The 18,538-nt window shown below is 65.4% G+C and carries 18 protein-coding genes; 11 read left to right on the top strand and 7 right to left on the bottom strand.

Annotated elements, in window-relative coordinates:
• Positions 1-180 precede the first annotated feature (180 nt).
• The 4 genes from H9639_RS15420 to H9639_RS15405 form a co-directional block, all read right to left on the bottom strand.
• Positions 181-927, bottom strand: a complete 747-nt coding sequence (locus tag H9639_RS15420; protein WP_191808970.1) for an ABC transporter ATP-binding protein — start codon at positions 925-927, stop codon at positions 181-183.
• Positions 924-1,868 (bottom strand): ABC transporter ATP-binding protein, encoded by a 945-nt coding sequence (locus H9639_RS15415; RefSeq protein WP_191809121.1) that lies wholly within the window; start codon positions 1,866-1,868, stop codon positions 924-926. Before H9639_RS15415 ends, H9639_RS15420 begins: the two co-directional genes overlap by 4 nt.
• Before the next feature lie 125 nt (positions 1,869-1,993).
• Positions 1,994-2,974 carry a branched-chain amino acid ABC transporter permease gene (locus H9639_RS15410; RefSeq protein ID WP_191808969.1) on the bottom strand — a complete coding sequence of 327 codons (981 nt, stop codon included), beginning with the start codon at positions 2,972-2,974 and terminating at the stop codon, positions 1,994-1,996.
• A gap of 10 nt (positions 2,975-2,984) precedes the next feature.
• Complete coding sequence (locus H9639_RS15405; RefSeq protein ID WP_191809120.1) at positions 2,985-4,325, bottom strand: branched-chain amino acid ABC transporter permease; 1,341 nt, start codon at positions 4,323-4,325, stop codon at positions 2,985-2,987.
• A gap of 351 nt (positions 4,326-4,676) precedes the next feature.
• Here H9639_RS15405 and H9639_RS15400 point away from each other — a divergent pair, with 351 nt between their 5' ends.
• From H9639_RS15400 to H9639_RS15375, 6 genes are all read left to right on the top strand, one after another.
• Positions 4,677-5,528, top strand: coding sequence for a Bax inhibitor-1/YccA family protein (locus H9639_RS15400; RefSeq protein WP_191808968.1), 852 nt, complete (start codon positions 4,677-4,679; stop codon positions 5,526-5,528).
• 131 nt (positions 5,529-5,659) lie between these two features.
• The gene (locus H9639_RS15395) at positions 5,660-6,379 is read left to right on the top strand and encodes a GAF and ANTAR domain-containing protein (RefSeq protein ID WP_191808967.1); all 720 of its coding nucleotides are present in this window, start codon (positions 5,660-5,662) and stop codon (positions 6,377-6,379) included.
• Positions 6,380-6,421: 42 nt separating this feature from the next.
• On the top strand, positions 6,422-7,345 hold the full coding sequence (locus H9639_RS15390) for an aldose 1-epimerase family protein (RefSeq protein WP_191808966.1): 924 nt from the start codon (positions 6,422-6,424) through the stop codon (positions 7,343-7,345).
• 57 nt (positions 7,346-7,402) lie between these two features.
• Positions 7,403-8,674, top strand: coding sequence for an AI-2E family transporter (locus H9639_RS15385; protein WP_191808965.1), 1,272 nt, complete (start codon positions 7,403-7,405; stop codon positions 8,672-8,674).
• The gene (gene ilvA / locus H9639_RS15380) at positions 8,671-9,912 is read left to right on the top strand and encodes a threonine ammonia-lyase (protein WP_191808964.1); all 1,242 of its coding nucleotides are present in this window, start codon (positions 8,671-8,673) and stop codon (positions 9,910-9,912) included. The genes H9639_RS15385 and ilvA overlap by 4 nt, the downstream gene beginning before the upstream one ends.
• Positions 9,913-9,915: 3 nt before the next feature.
• On the top strand, positions 9,916-10,506 hold the full coding sequence (locus H9639_RS15375; protein ID WP_191808963.1) for a rhomboid family intramembrane serine protease: 591 nt from the start codon (positions 9,916-9,918) through the stop codon (positions 10,504-10,506).
• A 31-nt stretch (positions 10,507-10,537) separates the two neighbouring features.
• On the opposite strand, the gene greA is transcribed toward H9639_RS15375, so the two are convergent.
• Together greA and H9639_RS15365 are read right to left on the bottom strand one after the other, a co-directional pair.
• Positions 10,538-11,050 (bottom strand): transcription elongation factor GreA, encoded by a 513-nt coding sequence (gene greA, locus H9639_RS15370; RefSeq protein ID WP_191808962.1) that lies wholly within the window; start codon positions 11,048-11,050, stop codon positions 10,538-10,540.
• 217 nt (positions 11,051-11,267) lie between these two features.
• Entirely contained in the window at positions 11,268-11,735 is a 468-nt protein-coding gene (locus H9639_RS15365) for a DUF4307 domain-containing protein (protein WP_318242123.1), read from the bottom strand.
• Positions 11,736-11,795: 60 nt separating this feature from the next.
• Between H9639_RS15365 and mca the strand changes: the two genes are divergently transcribed.
• Genes mca through H9639_RS15350 form a run of 3 tightly spaced genes read left to right on the top strand, consistent with a single transcriptional unit; the run spans position 11,796 to position 15,202 of the window.
• Positions 11,796-12,707, top strand: coding sequence for a mycothiol conjugate amidase Mca (mca, locus tag H9639_RS15360; protein ID WP_191808961.1), 912 nt, complete (start codon positions 11,796-11,798; stop codon positions 12,705-12,707).
• A gap of 51 nt (positions 12,708-12,758) precedes the next feature.
• A complete protein-coding gene (locus H9639_RS15355; RefSeq protein ID WP_191808960.1) occupies positions 12,759-13,088 on the top strand; it encodes a hypothetical protein in 330 nt (109 codons plus the stop codon).
• 5 nt (positions 13,089-13,093) lie between these two features.
• Positions 13,094-15,202: a thioredoxin domain-containing protein gene (locus tag H9639_RS15350; protein WP_191808959.1), complete on the top strand. Its 2,109-nt coding sequence runs from the start codon at positions 13,094-13,096 to the stop codon at positions 15,200-15,202.
• Between the two features lie 11 nt (positions 15,203-15,213).
• Here the strand turns inward: H9639_RS15350 and trhA are convergent, their stop codons facing one another.
• Positions 15,214-15,951 (bottom strand): PAQR family membrane homeostasis protein TrhA, encoded by a 738-nt coding sequence (trhA, locus tag H9639_RS15345; protein WP_191808958.1) that lies wholly within the window; start codon positions 15,949-15,951, stop codon positions 15,214-15,216.
• A gap of 156 nt (positions 15,952-16,107) precedes the next feature.
• Here trhA and H9639_RS15340 point away from each other — a divergent pair, with 156 nt between their 5' ends.
• Both H9639_RS15340 and H9639_RS15335 read left to right on the top strand, forming a co-directional pair.
• Positions 16,108-16,869 (top strand): isoprenyl transferase, encoded by a 762-nt coding sequence (locus H9639_RS15340; protein ID WP_191808957.1) that lies wholly within the window; start codon positions 16,108-16,110, stop codon positions 16,867-16,869.
• Positions 16,870-17,104: 235 nt separating this feature from the next.
• A complete protein-coding gene (locus H9639_RS15335) occupies positions 17,105-18,445 on the top strand; it encodes a PhoH family protein (protein WP_318242122.1) in 1,341 nt (446 codons plus the stop codon).
• Positions 18,446-18,538 lie beyond the last annotated feature (93 nt).

Raw genomic sequence — 18,538 nt, 5'->3', positions numbered from 1 at the left:
GCGGGCTTTCCCAGAACGGAGAAACCACGCCCGACCCCGGATCGGCAGCCTTCAGACCAGCCTCCTGGGCAGGCGCCGGAGCCCGGTTGCCCGGAGTCGAACGGCAAGACCGGGCAAGCCCCGGCGCCTCCCCGCGGCCCGGCACCGGCCCGGTCCGGCCCGGCCCGGCCCCGGCGGGGATCAGGCGGTGTCGGCCAGGGTGCCCAGATAGAGCTGAATGACCTTGGGATCCTTCATCAGTTCCCGGCCGGTGCCGGTGTAGGCATCCTTGCCCTGGTCCAGGACATAGGCTCGGTCACAGATCTGCAGGCAGCGGCGTGCGTTCTGCTCCACCATGATCACTGACACACCGGCCCGGTTGATTTCGTGGACGCGCAGAAACGTCTCATCCTGCTTCACCGGGGACAGGCCGGCAGAGGGCTCATCGAGGAGGAGCACCGCCGGTTCCATCATTAGCGCCCGTCCCATCGCCACCATCTGCCGCTCACCGCCGGAGAGCGACCCTGCCCGCTGGCTCCGGCGCTTCTTCAGCTCCGGGAACAGGTCCGCGACGAACTCGAAGCGTTCCCGGAAGTTCTTCGGCTGCTGATAGAGGCCCATCTGCAGGTTCTCTTCGATGGTCAGCGAGGCGAAAACGTTGTTGTTCTGCGGAACAAATCCCACGCCCCGGGTAACGAGCTTGTTGGCTTTCAAACCGGTCAGGTCCTGGCCGCGGACCATGACCGTGCCCGAATGCACTTTGACCAGCCCAAACATCGCCTTCAGCAGGGTGGACTTCCCGGCACCGTTGGGCCCGATGATGCCGATCAGTTCGCCCCTGCGGGCTTCGATCGAGCAGCCGTTCAGAATGTTGACACCCGGAATGTATCCGGCCACCAGATCAGTAACCTTGACGACAGAATCGCCCTCGAAGTTCTCTGCGCTCATGCCAGGTCCTTACGTTCGTGGATTGTGGGACTGGACAGGTCATCTTCGGGCTGGATATCCGACCCGGGGTCCTTCTCAAGGACGGCCTCGAGCTTCTCGAAGCCTTCGGAATCACCCAGGTCGACGTCGTGGTGGGCACCCAGGTAGGCGTCGATGACCGCTTGGTCCTTCATAACGTCACCGGGCGGGCCTTCTGCGACGACCTTGCCTTCGGCCATCACGATCACCCAGTCGGCGATGTGGCGGACCATATGCATGTCGTGCTCCACAAACAGGACCGTCATGCCTTCGGCTTTCAGGTTCTTGATGTGATCGAGCAGTGACTGGGTCAGGGCGGGATTCACTCCGGCCATCGGCTCATCGAGCATCACCAGCTTGGGATTGACCATCAGCGCGCGTGCCATCTCCAGCAGCTTGCGCTGACCCCCGGACAGCGACGCCGCGTACTCCGTGCGCTTGGTGTCCAGTTTGAACTTGGCCAGCAGACGGTCTGCCTGTTCGGTGATTTCGTCTTCCCGGCCCCTCCACAACGGTCGGAACAGGGCCCGCCGCAGTGCCTCTCCCGGCTGCTTGTTGGCGCCGAGCCGCATGTTCTCCAGAACGGTCAGCTTTCCCATCACCTTGGTCAGCTGGAAGGTGCGCACCATGCCCAGGCGGGCCACCTTGTAGGCAGACACTCCGGCAAGGTCCCGGTCCTCGAACTTCCACTCTCCGGACTGCGGGGTGTCGAACCCGGTCAGGAGGTTGAAGAGGGTGGTTTTGCCGGCACCGTTGGGGCCGATCAGTGCGGTGATCTTGTGGCGGGGAATCTCCACATGCTCAACGTTGACGGCGTGAATACCGCCGTAGGTCCGGGTCACGTTGGAGGCGACCAGGATCGGGTCGCGCTTGCGGCAGCCGGGCACCGCGGCATCGGTGGAGATGGGACGGTCATCGACCATGTACTGATTACCGGCCCAGCTTTCCTCCGGACTGGTCTCAGCCGCCGGCTGCACGTCGTCCACAGCGGGTGCAGCGGCGTGGGCGCCGGAGCGGCGTTTTGGCCTGGGGCTTTGTGCTTCATGGCTCATGCGAATGACAGCTCCTTCTTATTGCCCAGCACGCCCTGCGGCCGGAAGATCATCAGCAGCATCAGCGCCACACCTACAAGGATGTAGCGCAGCTGGCCGGCCTGGGTAGTGGTCAGGAAAGTGATGAACCCGGACTCGATGGCGCCATACAGCAGCCCCTGGGTGAGGGAGAGCACGGCCCAGAAAATCATGGCGCCGATCACCGGCCCGAGCACCGTGGACATCCCGCCCAGCAGCAGGGCCGTATAGAGGAAGAACGTCAGCTCTGTGCCGTAATTTGCAGGCTGGACAGCGCCGCGGGGGAGCGTGAAGATGATGCCCGCCAGCGAGCCGAGCAGGCCGCCGATGATCAGCGCCTGCATCTTGTACGCGTAAACGTTTTTGCCCAGCGAACGGACAGCATTCTCGTCTTCACGGATGCCCTTGACCACTCGGCCCCAGGGGCTGCGCACCAGGAGCCAGACCACCAGGCAGGCCAGGGCGACGACACCCCAGGCCACCACCCGGATCCAGAGGTCGCGTTCGTTGAGGCTGAACGGCCCCAGCGCGTAGACGCCCGGGGGGAACGGGTTCAGCGCATAGAAACCGCCTTCGAAGGACGCCAGGCCGTTGGCCGATCCGGTGACTTCTGTCAGCCCGTTGGTGGTCACGATGTAGCGGACGATCTCCGCAGCGGCGATCGTCACGATCGCCAGATAGTCCGCCCGCAGCCGCAGGGTAGGCAGGCCCAGGATGACGGCGAACGCCACGGACGCCAGCATGGCGATCAGCAGGGCCACCGGCAGCGGAGCGTTAAAGCTCAGCGTGGGGATGGCGAAGCCGTAGGCGCCAATCGCCATAAAGCCGGCCTGGCCAAAGTTCAGCAGCCCGGTGTAGCCGAAGTGCACGGCGAGACCCAGTGCGGCCAATGCGTAGGCCGCCGTGGTGGGCGTGAAGAATTCGTTGACTGCGCCCAGCAGTATGTTTCCGAAGTCCATGTCGAAGCCCCTAACCTATGCGCTCTCGGCGGCCGAGGATGCCCTGCGGCCGGACCAGGAGGACGAGAATCATGATGAGCAGCGCACCGACATACTTCAGGTCCGCCTCGAGCCAGAGCGTGGAGATCTCCACGAAAAGTCCCACAATGATGGAACCGATCAGCGCGCCGAAGACCGTGCCGAGGCCCCCGAGGGTGACAGAGGCAAAGATCAGCAGGAGGATCTGCTGCCCCATGTTGAAGGAAACCCCGGGACGGTAGTACGCCCAGAGAATTCCGCCCAGCGCAGCCAGTGCTCCGCCGGCCATCCAGACGATCCGGATGACCCGGTCGACGTCGATGCCGGAGGCAGCTGCCAGCGGCGGGTTGTCAGCCACTGCCCGGGTAGCCTTGCCGATCCGAGTCCGCAGCAGCAGGGCTGCGACCACAAGGATGACGGCCAGGGACACGCACAGTGACACCAGGTTGTTGCGGGAGATTGAAACCGGGCCCAGTTCCAGCATGGGACTCTGCGAGTCGGGCAGCTGCTGGGTTGCCCCGCCGAAGAAGAAGAGGATCGTGTAGCGCAGGGCCAGTGCGAGCCCGATGCTGACGATCATCATCGGGACCAGGCCGGTGCCGCGCATCCGCAGCGGTTTCCACAACCCGGCGTCCTGGACGTAGCCCAGGCCGGCACCGCCGGCAACGGCGAGTATGAGGGCCAGCCACAGCGGCAGGCCGGCGGCTGAGAAGGCGAAGGCCAGCACCGCACCGAAGGTGACCATTTCTCCATGCGCAAAGTTAGTGAGCCCGGTGGTGCCGAAGATCAGGGAGAGTCCGACGGCGCTGAGCGCGAGCAGGAGTCCGAAACTGAGTCCGGCCACGGCACGCTCAACGAGCTTGGTGCCGAAGCTGTCTCCCTGGAGGACGATGCCTTCGCCCAGGAGGAAGAGGGTGGTGATGTTGGAGGTGCCGGCGAACGTCACCGTGCGGGGGTTCTCCTGCCCATCCGCCAGGCCAAGCCCCTCGGGGAGCGTGGACTCATCGAGTTCCACCTCGTAGGCGCCCTGTTCCGGGACCCCGATGGACCAGGAGCCGTTCTCGGCCGTCTGCGTCTGGGCTTCATAGCCGTTGGCGCTCGCCTTGATCGTGACTCCGGAGACCGGGGAGCCCGCGTTCCGCAGGACACCGCTGATGCGGTTCTGGAATTCAGCACCGTCCGTGACGCTGCCGCCGGGGCTTTCGGATTCTCCGGTTTCCGTTACGGCTGCGGGGCTTTCTGATGCTGCGGGTGGAGCTGTCGTTGCATGCGCGGCCGGGGCAGCGAGCAGGAGACCGGCAAAGATGCCGACCACCGCCGCGAGTGTCCCCATATACCGGGCGAGTGCCGATATTCGTCCCAAAGTGCATTACCTCCGCCGGGGGTATTAGTGCGTCGGTTTTCGGCGCACTATTTATGTGACCAATGTGATGTATGTCACGAGTGTGGATCATGCTACCCGGCGGATGTTTCAGTGGAGTGACCGGATTGGTGACCTTTTATCGCGATCCTGTAACGACTCCGCCGGGGGTGCTTCATTATGGAAGCCGGAGACCGGAAGCGGGCCCAATGGTGCCAAACCGTTATCAACTGATTTTTGCCTCTGCGGAATCATCCGGTGCCCCCGTACGTTCTGGTTGGTAGGCTCATTTACAACCAAGCCCCCAAGATGGAGGACATTTTCATGGCACAAGGCGGTAACCCGGTTTTCAACGGAAAGAATTTCCGTTCCCAGACCCGTGGCGGAGCAGCCACAGTACCGGCCAGTGGACCGTTTGCAGGGCAGGACCCCATGAGCCCGCAGCAGCTCCAGGACCTGTACGCCGCACCCTCGGCCGGACCGGCCCAGACCGGCCGGATGACATATGACGACGTCATCATGAAGACGCTGGGCTGCCTGGCCGTCGTACTGCTTGGCGCTGCCATTCCGGTGTTCGTCCTCCCCGGGGCGGCTGGCCTGCTGATGATCGTGGGTGCATTGGGCGGTTTCGCCCTCGGCCTGGTCAACTCGTTCAAGCGGGAACCTGTCCCGGCGCTCATTCTTGGTTACGCACTTCTTGAGGGCATGTTCCTGGGCGCGCTGACCCAGGTCCTCGACGCCATGTACCCGGGAATCGGCCTGCAGGCAGTGCTTGGCACCCTGGCCGTCTTTGCCGTGACCCTGGTGCTGTTCAAGAGCGGCAAGGTCCGTGCCACTCCGAAGGCCATGCGTTTCTTTATGATCGCCATGATCGGCTACCTGGTGTTCTCGCTGATGAACATGGGCCTGATGATCTTCGGTGTTGTCGATGACCCCTGGGGTGTGCGCGGTGTGGAAATCGCCGGCATCCCGCTGGGCGTCATCATCGGCCTGCTCGCCGTGGGCCTGGCCGCCTTCTCGCTGATCATGGACTTCACCTCCATTGAGCAGGGCGTCAAGGCCGGCGCCCCGCAGCGCTACTCCTGGACCGCTGCCTTCGGCCTGACCGTGACCCTGGTCTGGCTCTATGTGGAGATCATCCGCATCCTCGCCATCCTGCGGGCCACTGCAGAGTAGCGTTCAGCCTCCAGCATCAACCGCGGGACCGCAGCTGCCAAGCTGCGGTCCCGCGGTTCTTTAAGCGGGAATTACGCTTCTGCGCAGCGGCGGTCAACCGTACTATCGGGGCCATTGACCGAGGGGGAGCAGTGACCGAGGAACTTACTGACCGGGCCGCGGCCTTTCAGGACCTGCTGCTGGGTGCCGAGGAACTGGAAGCCTTCCTGGCCGGACTGGCGCAGCTGGCCGCTGGCATCCTGGAAGCAGACGGAGTGCACGGGTGTTCGGTGGTTATCGAACGGGCCCGCCGTGCCAGAGCAGCAGCGGACAGCGACGAACGCTCGCACCGGATGGCAGCGGCCGCCTTCGGCAGCGGCGGACCCGGGCTGGCGGCCCTGGCCGAAAACCAGTCCGTGGCCATCACTGATGCCTGGTCGGAAACCCACTGGCGCGGATTCCCGGGGCCGGCTGCCGCAGAGGGACTGCGTTCCCTGGCTGCCGTTCCGCTGGCATTGGAGGGGAACTCCCGGGGTGCCCTCTGCACCTATTCCCCGCGCCCGCACCTCTTCGCGCCGCAGGTTCTGCGGAGAGTCGAAAAGGTGGCCGACGAAGCCTCCCGGACCCTGCGGCTGGCCCTGCGGATCGATGCGCATCTCCACCGCGCGCGCAACCTCCAGGCGGCCCTGGAATCACGGACCGTGGTGGACCTCGCCGTCGGCATCATCATGGGCCAGAACGGCTGCAGCCAGCAGGCAGCGGTGGAGATCCTGCGCAGCGTGTCCAACACCCGGAACGTGAAAATCCGCAGTGTCGCGGCAGGCGTTGTGGCTGCAGTCAGTGAACGGGTCAGTACGCACTTCGACGAATAGCCGCACCGGCCACCGGCCCCGCACCGGGACTAGTCTGGAACCATGACAACCGTGAACAACATGCTCCAGCCTGCCACCGGCGAACAGTTCCGGCTCACCCAAGGCAGCGCCGCCGTCGTTGTGGCCGCCCTGGCCGGGGCCCTGCGCAGCTACACGGTCGGCGGAACCCAGCTGGTGGAAACCTACCCTGACGACGCCGTTCCGCCGTATGCGGCCGGCATCCTGCTCGCCCCCTGGCCCAACCGGGTCGCAGGAGGGAGCTGGGAACTCGACGGGCAGCCGCAGCAGCTTGATATCACCGACCCGTCCCACGGCAATGCGATCCATGGCCTGTTGCGCAACACCGGCTACCAAGCCGTGGAGCAAACGGCAGACAGCGTCCGGCTGGCCGCCGCGATTTATCCCCAGCACGGGTATCCCTTCCACCTGGTCCACGAGGTCCGCTACAGTCTTGACGCGGATGGAGGGCTCCGGGTCCGCCAGTCGCTGACCAACCTTTCCGGCTCCCGGGCGCCCTTTGCGCTCGGCGCACACCCCTTCCTGCGGCTGGGGGAGGTCCCCACCGAAGAGCTGGCACTGCAGGTCGAGGCTGCCGAGATCCTCACAGCCAACGAGGCGCTGATCCCGACCGGGCAGGTCCCCGTGAGCGGGGTCCGCGATCTGCGGGAGCCCAGGAAGATCGGCTCGCTCGCACTGGATGCTGCCTACACCGGCCTGACCGAACGCGGCGGCAAATACCGGCACGTGCTCACCGCCGAGGACGGACGCACGGTGCAGCTGTGGTCGGACACCGACTTCGGTTATGTGCACGTCTTCGTGACGGATAAGTTCCCCGGACGCAGGTGCGCGGTGGCACTGGAACCCATGACCGCCCCGGCCAACGCACTGAATTCAGGCGATGGGCTGCGCTGGCTGGAACCGGGAGGACACTTCAGCGCCGAGTGGGGAATCCGAGCCAGCCTGTAGAAGTCCTGAACGCGTAAAGGTCAGGGACTGCCCACCCAAATATGGAAAGATGACCCCATGAGACCCCATGCCCGACGGGTAGCCGCGCCGAAGGCCGTCCAGGCTGCCGCCGTGCGCTCCAGCCGTGCCGGAGATGATGTTCCGTACGCGCTGCGCGTCAGTGCCTCCTGGGCCTGGCGGCTCGGTGTTGTACTGATAGTCAGCGGCGGACTGCTCTGGATCCTCAGCCACTTCTCCCTGCTCATCATTCCGCTGATGGTTGCGGCACTGCTTGCCGGGCTGCTCTCACCGATCAGCTCCTGGCTGCGCCGCAACAAGGTGCCCTCAGGGCTGGCCGTGGCGGTCACGATCGTCTCCTTCCTGGGACTGATCGTCGCTGCCCTCACACTGGTCGGCAGGCAGCTGGCGCTGGGGTTCCGGGACCTTTGGGACGAGGTGCTCACCGGTTTTGACCAGGTCCAGGAATGGCTGGCGGCCGGACCGCTGCGGGTCACCTCGACGCAGATAGACAGCCTCCTCGGCGAAGCCACCTCGGCACTGCAGCAGAACTCCGCCAGCATCCTCTCCGGAGCGCTGAGCGTGGGAAGCAGTGCAGGACACTTCGCAGCCGGAGTCCTGCTGACCCTCTTTGCCCTGGTGTTCTTCCTGCTGGACGGGCGCCGGATCTGGCGTTTTCTCGCGGGCTTGATGCCGCGGCGGGCGCAGGCAGCTGCCTATGGAGCCGGGATCCGGGGCTGGGAATCCATGACCAGCTACGTACGCGTGCAGCTGCTGGTGGCGTTTATCGACGCCGTCGGAATCGGTGTCGGCGCAGCGATCATCGGAGTGCCGCTGGCACTGCCGCTGTCCGTGCTGGTGTTCCTGGGATCCTTCATCCCGCTCATCGGCGCCTTTGTCTCCGGATCGATCGCGATCCTGCTTGCGCTGGTCGCGAACGGATGGGTCAACGCGGTGATCATGCTCGGCATCGTCCTGCTGGTCCAGCAGATCGAATCCCACATCCTGCAGCCGCTGATCATGGGACGGGCAGTGGCCCTGCACCCGCTGGCCGTAATCCTCGCCGTCACCGGCGGAACGCTGGTCGCCGGGATCGCAGGGGCACTCTTTTCCGTGCCCCTGCTGGCGATCCTCAATTCGATGGTCCGCTACGTAGCCGCCCGCCGGTGGGAACAGGACCCCCTGCTGTCCCGTGACGCTACATTCGGACCGCCGGGCGCGTTGCCGCCGGAGAGCTCCGGAGAAAACGAAGACAGCAGCCTGGATGAAGCCCGCGCCGGCAGCGGAACAGACGAACAAACCACAGCAAACGAAGAAGAGAACCAACGTTGAACGATTTTCCCCAGCTGCCCGTAACCCTCGACGACGTCCAGGCGGCAGCCAAGCTGCTGGACGGGGTAATTGCCCACACCCCGATTGAACAGTCACGGGCGCTGGGACGGATCACCGGATCCGACGTTTTCCTCAAGTGTGAAAACCTGCAGCGCGCCGGTTCCTTCAAGGTCCGCGGCGCCTACGTACGCATGGCCAAGCTGAGCGAGGAACAGAAGGCCAGGGGCGTCGTCGCGGCCTCCGCAGGCAACCACGCCCAGGGTGTGGCCGTGGCCGCCGCCCGGCTGGGGATCAAGGCCCGGATCTTTATGCCGCTCGGCGTCGCCCTGCCGAAGCTCGCCGCTACCCAGGGGCACGGCGCCGAAGTGGTGCTTCACGGCCACAACGTGGATGAGGCACTGGCCGAGGCGCAGCGCTACGCGGACGAAACCGGAGCCGTGTTTGTCCATCCGTTCGACAACGTTGACATCGTCGCAGGGCAGGGAACGCTGGGACTGGAACTGCTGGAGCAGATCCCCACCCTCGACACCGTCCTGATGGGTGTTGGCGGAGGGGGGCTGCTGGCCGGCGTTGCCGTCGCGATTAAGGCACGGGCAAAGGAACTGGGCCGTGAGGTCCGGATCATCGGAGTCCAGGCCGAGAATGCCGCAGCCTACCCGCCGTCGCTGGCCGCCGATGCCCTGGTGCCGCTAAGCAAGGTCTCAACGATCGCCGACGGCATTGCCGTGGGCCGGCCGGGCCAGCTGCCGTTCTCCATCATCCGTGAACTGGTGGACGACGTCGTGACCGTCAGCGAAGACGCGCTGGCACGCGCCCTGATCTTCCTGCTGGAACGCGCCAAGCTGGTCGTGGAGCCGGCCGGCGCCGTGGGCGTTGCAGCCATCATGGAAGGAAAAATCGTCAATCCCGGGAACACCGCCGTGATCCTCTCGGGCGGAAACGTGGATCCGATGCTTATGCTGAAGGTTATCCAGCGCGGCCTTGCGGCTGCCGGACGGTACCTGGTGGTCCGGATCCTGCTGGATGACCGCCCCGGTTCGCTGGCCACGATTTCGCGGATCATCGCCGAATCCGATGCCAACGTCACCGGCGTGGACCATACGCGGGTTGGAGGATCGATCAGCATGGGAGATGTCGCCATCACCATCAACATGGAAACCAAGGGCCACGAGCACGGCGAACAGGTGCTGCAGAACCTGCGGGCCGAAGGCTTCCATCCCGTTGTCCTGCACGGCTAGCCGATGCTGGCCCGGCGAGCTAAGAGCGCGCTGTTTGTTTCCGCCTGCCTGACGGCGGGGATCTGGGTGGTGTACTTCCTCACCATCCCCTTCCAGACCACGCTGCTGCCGCTGCTGGGGATCCTTCCCCGGCAGCTTGAGGGACTGGACGGCATCCTTTTCGCGCCGCTGCTGCACGCCGGAACCGGACACCTGCTAAGCAACAGCCTGCCGCTGTTCGCCTTCGCGTTCCTGGTGCTCCTGGAAGGCGTGAAGAGATTCGCCGCCGTTGCCGCGATCTGCTGGCTGGCGTCCGGGATCGGCGTGTGGCTGCTGGGCGGCGGACTGACCGTCGGGATTTCCGGCGTCGTTTTTGGCCTGTTCGCCTACCTGATGGTGCGGGGCTTCTACAACCGGGACCTGCTGCAGATCCTGATCGGGGGAGTCCTGTTCCTGGTTTACGGGTCGCTGCTCTGGGGGATTCTGCCGACCGCGGCCGGCATTTCCTGGCAGGCGCATCTGTTTGGAGCCGCCGGAGGCGTGGCGGCGGCTCTGGTGCTGCGCAGGCGCGGGGATGTGCCACGCATCCGGACGCAGAAACGGGCCCGCCCATAGGCGGACCCGCTGCGGATACGGCGGCGTGAAACTAGCCGGCGTAAGGCTTCGCCGAGACGATCTCGACCGAGATGCTCTTGCCGTTAGGCGCGATGTACTCAGTGGTGTCACCGGTCTTCAAGCCGGAGATGGCAGCGCCCAGAGGCGACTTCTCGCTGTAGACATCAATATCGCTGTCCCCGGCGATTTCGCGGCTGCCGAGCAGGAACCGCTCCAGGTCCCCGGCGATCCTGGCTTCCACCAGCATGCCCGGTTCCACGACGCCGTCGTCAGCCGGGGCCTCGCCGACCTGGGCGTCGCGAAGGAGCTGGGTCAGCTGGCGGATACGGGCCTCAGCCTTGCCCTGCTCCTCCTTGGCAGCGTGGTAGCCACCGTTCTCCTTCAAATCGCCTTCGGACCGTGCCTGTTCAATACGTGCAACGATTTCGGTCCGGCCCGGGCCCGAAAGATGGTCCAGTTCCGCCTTCAGGCGGTCGTAAGACTCCTGCGTGAGCCAGGCGACAGATGCGCTGTTGGTAGACACGGGTCTCTCCTTATATGACATCCGAATCCACGGAAAACAGATTCGGCTTGGCTGAAATTGCTGTGCGGCCGGGATGGCCTGACAAGCAAAGACCCCGCCGGACGGTGACCGGTTGCTCTGGCTGGTGTTCCGGCAGTCACCTGGGCGGGGCGTTACGTAGCCTCCATACTAGTCAGCCGGACGGACAAACCCAAGACATCGCCGCGGGTTTCGCTTTCCGGCTAATTGTGCCCGGAGGCTAGAGCTGTGCATCCTCGACCAGCCAGCAGCTGTTTACCCCGCCGGTGACACCGAGCGAGTCGGTGCGCAGGCTGGTGCGCTGGGCGACGGTGTCCTTCTCCGCCGGACCAATCCGGACGGTCTTCCAGCCGACCACCGCATAGCTGTCATTGAGCACCTGGACCGCGCAGTCGACCGTGGCATCCGAGGGTTTGGTCACGTTGAAGTCCACCACCGCGGTGGAGGCATCGGTGATGCTGAAGCCCACGTCCTTCGGCGTGATCGACCCAGCCGCAGAGGGAATGGCCATCCAGGCCACCGCAGCGACGGCCGCAATCCCGGCAATGGTGCCAATAACGGCCTTGGCCCGCCGGCCCAGACCGGGCTTGGGGGTGCCGTAGCGATTGGCTAACCTTGGGGTGGATGAAAATCCGTCCGCGGGGCGCTCTGGAACTGGCAGACCGGCAGTACCTTCCTCAGTGCTCACCGCTTCATTTTAGCGAACATTCTCGTCGGCCATTTTCCGCCGACCGTCAGGAGTACCACGTTGTCCACCACACCGAGTTTTGCGCCCGACGGCGAACTCCGCCTGCTGGCTGTCCACGCCCACCCCGATGACGAGGCCAGCAAGGGTGCAGCCACTATGGCGTCCTACGCCGCGTCCGGAGTGAAGGTTATGGTCGCCACCTGCACCGGAGGCGAACGCGGTGACGTGCTGAACCCCGCTGTGGACGACGAGCCCGCGGCCAAGCGGGACCTGGCCGGACTGCGGCGCAGCGAAATGGCGGCGTCGAAGGAAGCCCTGGGCATAGAGCACCGCTGGCTGGGTTTTATGGACTCCGGGCTGCCTGAGGGTGACCCGCTGCCGGACCTCCCGGCAGGCTGCTTCGCGCTCCGTCCGCTGCAGACCGCTGCGGCGCCGCTGGTGAAGCTCGTCCGCGAGTTCCGTCCGCACGTCATCATCAGCTACGACGAAAACGGCGGTTATCCGCACCCCGATCACATCATGGCCCACCGGATCGCAGTCGAGGCCTTCCGCGCCGCCGGGGACCCGCTGGCTTACCCGGGTACCGGAGCCGCGTGGGAGCCCCTGAAGCTCTACTACGACCGCGGCTTCAACCCGGAACGGTTCCGCGCCCTGCATGATGCGCTGATCCAGGCCGGACTGGAATCTCCCTACGCGGAACGCCTCGCAGCCTGGCTGGAAGCAGAGCCGGAAGGACACCAGCCGCCGCCGCCCCTTCACCCCACCACCACCCAGGTGGAATGCGGAGACTTCTTCCCGGTGCGGGACGCAGCCCTGAAAGCACACCGCACCCAGGTGGACCCGGAGGGATTCTTCTTCGCGGTGAGCACCGATCTGCAGCGGGAGGTCTGGCCCTGGGAGGACTATTCACTGGTGGAATCCCGTGTGCCGTCCTCCGTACCTGAAACCGACCTCTTCGCTGGCATACGATAGAGGGTAGATACGGCCTTTGCGTGCCGGCTTCTGCCAAGAGAGAGATACTTCGTGAACCTGCTGTACAGCGTGTACCTGACGGTCAATCCCGCCCCGATTGAGGGGGATCTGAAGCCTGGTCTGGAAGAGGGGGACATTACGCCCGGTCTCCTGGGCTTCCTTGCAACACTGTTCCTTGCCCTGTGCGTGGTGTTCCTGATCCGCGACATGGTCAAGCGGATCCGCCGGGTCCGTTACCGGTCCCAGGCGGCTGAAGCCCAGCTGGCAGCTGCGGACGGTGCTACCGCCGTCCCTGCCGTTGCAGCTAATGAAGCAGAGCCCGCGGCGGCGCCTGTCGACGCCGGCGAAACGGCCGGTAAGCGTCCGGGAACGGACGGGTAAACCGCATGGCGGAGAGGCTGCGGAACCAAGCGTCGGCCTATCTCCGCCAGCATGCCGGCAACCCGGTTGACTGGTGGCCCTTCGGCGACGAAGCGTTCGCTGAAGCCCGCCGCCGGGATGTTCCTGTTTTTATTTCGATTGGGTACGCCGCCTGCCACTGGTGCCACGTGATGGCCCACGAGTCCTTCGAGGACCCGGAGACCGCCCGGATACTGAACGAGAACTTCGTCAGCATCAAGGTGGACCGGGAAGAACGCCCCGAGGTCGACGCGGCGTATATGGCAGCCACCCAGGCGCTCACCGGGCAGGGCGGATGGCCGATGAGCGTCTTCACGCTTCCGGACGGACGCACCTACTATGCCGGCACCTACTTCCCGCCGCAGCCGCTGCAGGGGACTCCCTCTTTCCGGCAGGTGCTCGACGCAGTGCTCACGGCCTGGACCGGCCGGCGGGAGGACGTTGAGGAAAGCGCGGCCCAGATCGCTGCGCATCTGGCTGCCGGCCAGCTCGCCAACCGGCAGCTGCTGGGAAGCCTCGCCGGTGCTGCCGGTCCAGAGACCGGCGGCGGCTGGGCCGCCGAAGCGCTGAGCGCCGCCGTCGGCGTCCTGTCCCACAACGAAGACACTGACTTCGGCGGATTCGGGGGAGCCCCGAAATTCCCGCCGTCACCGGTTCTGCGTTTCCTGCTCGCGCACGGACACAGCAGCGCTGACACCGCTCCCGCCGCGGCCAGGCTGGCTGCCCGCACCCTGACCGCCATGGCGCTCGGCGGCCTCTACGACCAGGTCGAAGGCGGGTTTGCCCGATACGCGGTGGACCGCCGCTGGCAGGTCCCGCACTTCGAGAAGATGCTCTACGACAACGCGCAGCTGCTCCGGCTGTATGCACACTATTCCCGGACAGAACCAGATCCGGACCACCGCCGCCTCGCCCTGCGGGTCACGCGGGAGACCGGACAGTGGCTGACCAAACGGATGGTGCTTCCCGGCGGTGCCTTCGCGTCCTCGCTGGACGCTGACACCGAGGTGAGCGGCCACCGCGTCGAGGGCGCGACGTACGTGTTCACCCGTGCCGAACTTGAAGCCGCCCTCGGGCCCGGCAGTCCTGCCCTGGACCTGCTGGATACGGATGCCGACGACGGCGCCTCCCACCGGCTGCCCGGCAGCACCCTCCGCCTGGCAGCTGTCCCGGATGCAGACCAGGCCGCTGTGTGGGACGAGGCCAGGACGGCCCTGGCCCGGGTCCGGGAGCAGCGGCCGCAGCCGGACCGGGACGAGAAGGTGGTGGCCGGCTGGAATGGCCTGACGATTGCCGGTTTGGCGGATGCAGCCACCGCCCTGACCGACGCCGGCCGTCCGGAACCATGGATCCTCGAGGCCGCGGAAGCAGCGGCGGAGTACCTGCTGCGGGTCCAATGGGACGGCACGGTCCTGTACCGGGTATCCCACGACGGCGCAGCGCAGGGGATCGAAGGCCTGCTGGAAGATTACGCCGGGGCAGCCGAGGGACTTTTTGCGCTGTATGCAGCCACCGGGGACCCGCGCTGGTACGACGGCGCCGAGTCTCTGGTGGCGGCAGCCTGCAGCCGGTTCCTGACCGGGGGCACGCTTTCGGATACCGCGGCTGAGCCAGCCGAGATCCGGCAGGCCCAGGGCGGCGTTACGGCTGCCAATCCGCTGGACGATGCAGTTCCCAGTGGTGCTGCCCTGTTCGCCGGAGTGCTGCTGACGTCTTCGGCGTACAGCGGGTCAATGCGCCGCCGTGCTCTGGCTGAAGCGTTGACCGCACATGTGCGGCGTGCCGGGCCGGCCGCTCCGCAGGCAGTGGGCTGGGCACTGTCGGTGCAGCAGGCGCTTCAGGACGGGCCGGTGGAGCTGGCGGTCACCGGTGCCGATCCCGCGGCCGTGGCCGGACTGCTCACTGCCGGACGGGATGCGGGCGGGCCGTCACTGGTCATCGCCCACGGGCCCTCCGGCCCGGTCCCGCTGCTGGCCGGACGGGACACTGAACAGCCGGCGCTGGCGTACGTGTGCCGCGGCATGGTCTGCCGCCGCCCCGTAAGCACCGCCGAAGAGCTCCGGGAGCAGCTCCAAACCGCGGGGCATGCCGGCTAACCCTGAACTGGCTAACTCTGAACTGACAGCACTGCGATGAGAATGGCCGCATAATGGCAGGCAAAGCCCACCAGCGTGAAGGCATGGAAAATCTCGTGGAAACCAAACCAGGCTACCGACGGGTTGGGGCGCTTCAGCGCATAGATGATGGCACCGGCGATGTAGGCGGCCCCGCCGGTGATCACCAGGATGGCGACAGCGGCGTTGACTGACCAGAAGTCCGGAATGTAGAAAACCGCGGCCAGCCCCAAGGCAATATAAACCGGCGTGTACAGCCAGCGGGGAGCATTCAGCCAGACCAGGCGGAATGCCACGCCTGCGACGGCACCGGACCAGATAATCCACAGCAGCACCACCGCTGTGTCCCGGGGCAGCAGAGACCAGGCCAAGGGTGTGTAGGAGCCGGCAATGACCAGCATGATGTTGGTGTGGTCCAGGCGTTTGAGGATCCGCTTCACGGGCGGGCTCCAGTTCCCCCGGTGGTAGACGGCCGAGACACCGAACAGCAGAATCCCGGTCAGCGCGTAAACTGCGGAGGCAATGCGGGTGCCCGTTGTGGGGGCCAGGACCACCAGCACAATGCCTGCAGCCAAGGCGAAGGGCGCGGCACCGGCGTGGAGCCAGCCGCGCAGACGCGGTTTGATTTCCAGTGCGGCTGCCGCCGATTCGACTGCCGATTCGAGGGGTCCCGGGGTTGGACGGGAGTCCGGATCCTGCTGGACCGGCCCGCGCCGCGAGGAGAAAGTCATGCCCACAATCCTAACTTACGGCCCGGTAGGTTACTAAGCAGTAGGGAAGCCTGGCGCCGGTCCTGAACGGCAGGGGCGGCGCCGCACGGTAGCCTTGAACAAGCAGATTCCGCGTTCCGGCGGATCCCCAACACACAAGAGGCAGGTGAATCACCCGTGCGGTTTCCCGGCGTCGTCTACGCCTATTACGAGCGGAAGCTGCGGCGCAGCCTGGCGAAGGACGCAATCCCCCGGCACATCGGGGTGATGGTTGACGGGAACCGCCGCTGGGCGAGGCTTGCCGGTGCACCTACTGCCGACGGGCACCAGGCCGGCGCAGACAAAATTCTGGAGTTCCTGGGCTGGTGTGAGGAGCTCGGTGTCCGGGTGGTGACGCTCTATATGCTCTCCACTGACAACCTTAACCGCGACCCGGACGAACTGGAACCGCTCCTGGGCATCATTGCGAACACCCTGGACCGCCTCGGCGAGAAGGGGGACCTGCGGGTCCAGCCTGTGGGAGCCCTGGAGATTCTGCCTCCGGAGCTTTCGGAGCAGCTCGCCAGACTGGGCGAGAGCACAGCCTCGGCGGCAGGGCTGCACGTTAATGTGGCGATCGGATACGGTGGGCGGCGGGAAATTGTCGACGCCGTCAAGGAGCTGCTGCGCGACGCCCAGAAGCAGGGCAAACCGATCGAAGAGATCACCGAAGACCTCTGTGACGCACAGATCTCCGAATACCTTTACACCCGGGGCCAGCCGGATCCCGAACTGGTCATCCGGACCTCCGGTGAACAGCGGCTGTCCGGCTTCCTGATGTGGCAGAGCGCCTACAGTGAGTTCTACTTCTGCGAAGCTCTGTGGCCCGACTTCCGCCGGGTGGACTTCCTCCGGGCCCTGCGTGATTACGCGAGCCGTCAGCGCCGGTTCGGTTCATAGATTTCGCGGCAGAGTCGGCTAAGTGAACAGTGCAATAACTGCGCCGTGTCACTGTGTTCCGCGGAGCCGCGCCTGGCGTAGCTTGGTCGTATCGATCAGCCCCCTGCTGACGGAACCGGAGGCCGGATGTTCACACTTCCTGTGTCGGGGAGGCCTCAGGCGGCCTCCCGTGCCGGCCTGCGGATAACCACGCTTCTAGCTAATCGGGGTCACCGGCCCCGGACTGGAGTTCCAAGTGGCCGTAACCAATGCTTCTCCGCACGCACACTCCGATCCAACGGCACAGCCGACCGGGTTTGTGCTTGATACCTCCGTCCTGCTCTCGGATCCGAAGGCAATCCTGCGTTTCGCTGAGCACGAGGTCATTCTGCCCCTGGTGGTTATCAGCGAACTGGAAAGCAAACGCAGCGATCCGGAACTGGGTTACTTTGCCAGGGCCGCACTGAGGCTCCTGGATGACCTGCGGGTGGAACACGGCGGCCTCGACCGGCCCGTGCCGATCGGCGATGCGGGCGGCACCCTGCGCGTGGAAGTCAACCATGTCTGCCTGGACGTGCTGCCGATGGGGATCCGGGGGACGGACAACGACAGCCGGATTCTCGCCGTCGCGCGCAGCCTGGCCGATGAGGGACACCTGATCACAGTCGTGTCCAAGGATCTGCCCCTGCGGGTGAAAGCGGCGGCCGTCGGGCTCACCGCCGACGAATACCGGAACGAACTGGTCCGCGATACCGGGTGGACCGGGCTGATGGAACTGGAAATCAGCGACGCCGAGGTCAATGCCCTGTATGACCATGAACCGGTCTTCCTTCCTGAGGCTGCGGAGCTGCCGGTGAACACCGGCCTGGTGCTGCTGGCGGGACGGTCCTCCGCCCTGGGCCGTGTGGGGGCCGATAAGCAGGTGCGGCTGGTCCGGGGTGACCGCGATGTTTTCGGACTGCACGGGCGGTCGGCCGAGCAGAGGCTCGCGATTGACCTGCTGATGGACCCGGAGGTTGGAATTGTCTCCCTGGGCGGACGTGCCGGTACGGGGAAGTCGGCTCTTGCCCTGTGCGCCGGTCTGGAAGCGGTGCTGGAGCGGCGGGAGCACCGCAAAGTGGTGGTGTTCCGTCCCCTCTACGCGGTTGGGGGCCAGGAACTGGGATACCTCCCCGGCAGCGAGTCGGAGAAAATGGGGCCCTGGGGCCAGGCCGTCTTCGACACCCTGGAGGCGCTGGTCTCCCGGGAAGTGGTTGAGGAAATCCTGGACCGGGGCATGCTGGAAGTCCTGCCGCTGACCCACATCCGCGGACGGTCCCTGCATGATTCCTTCGTGATTGTGGACGAGGCCCAGTCGCTGGAAAAGAATGTTCTGCTGACCGTGCTCTCACGCATAGGACAGAACTCCAAAGTGGTTCTGACCCACGACGTCGCCCAGCGGGACAATCTTCGGGTAGGCCGCCATGACGGGATTGCCGCCGTGGTGGAAACCCTCAAGGGCCATCCGCTGTTCGGCCACATGACGCTGACCCGGTCCGAGCGTTCGCCCATCGCGGCCCTTGTCACCGAACTGCTTGAGGACGGCCACATCGGGTAGGCGGGGACGGACTAGTTGTACTGAGACACCACGTTAGTTACACGGGAAATAGGTGAAGACCTCTTAGATTTGGTGGTTACCACACACACCCGA

It is taken from the genome of Arthrobacter gallicola (assembly GCF_014836775.1).
GTDB lineage: Bacteria > Actinomycetota > Actinomycetes > Actinomycetales > Micrococcaceae > Arthrobacter_B > Arthrobacter_B gallicola.
This window is presented reverse-complemented; position numbering and strand designations above follow the sequence as displayed.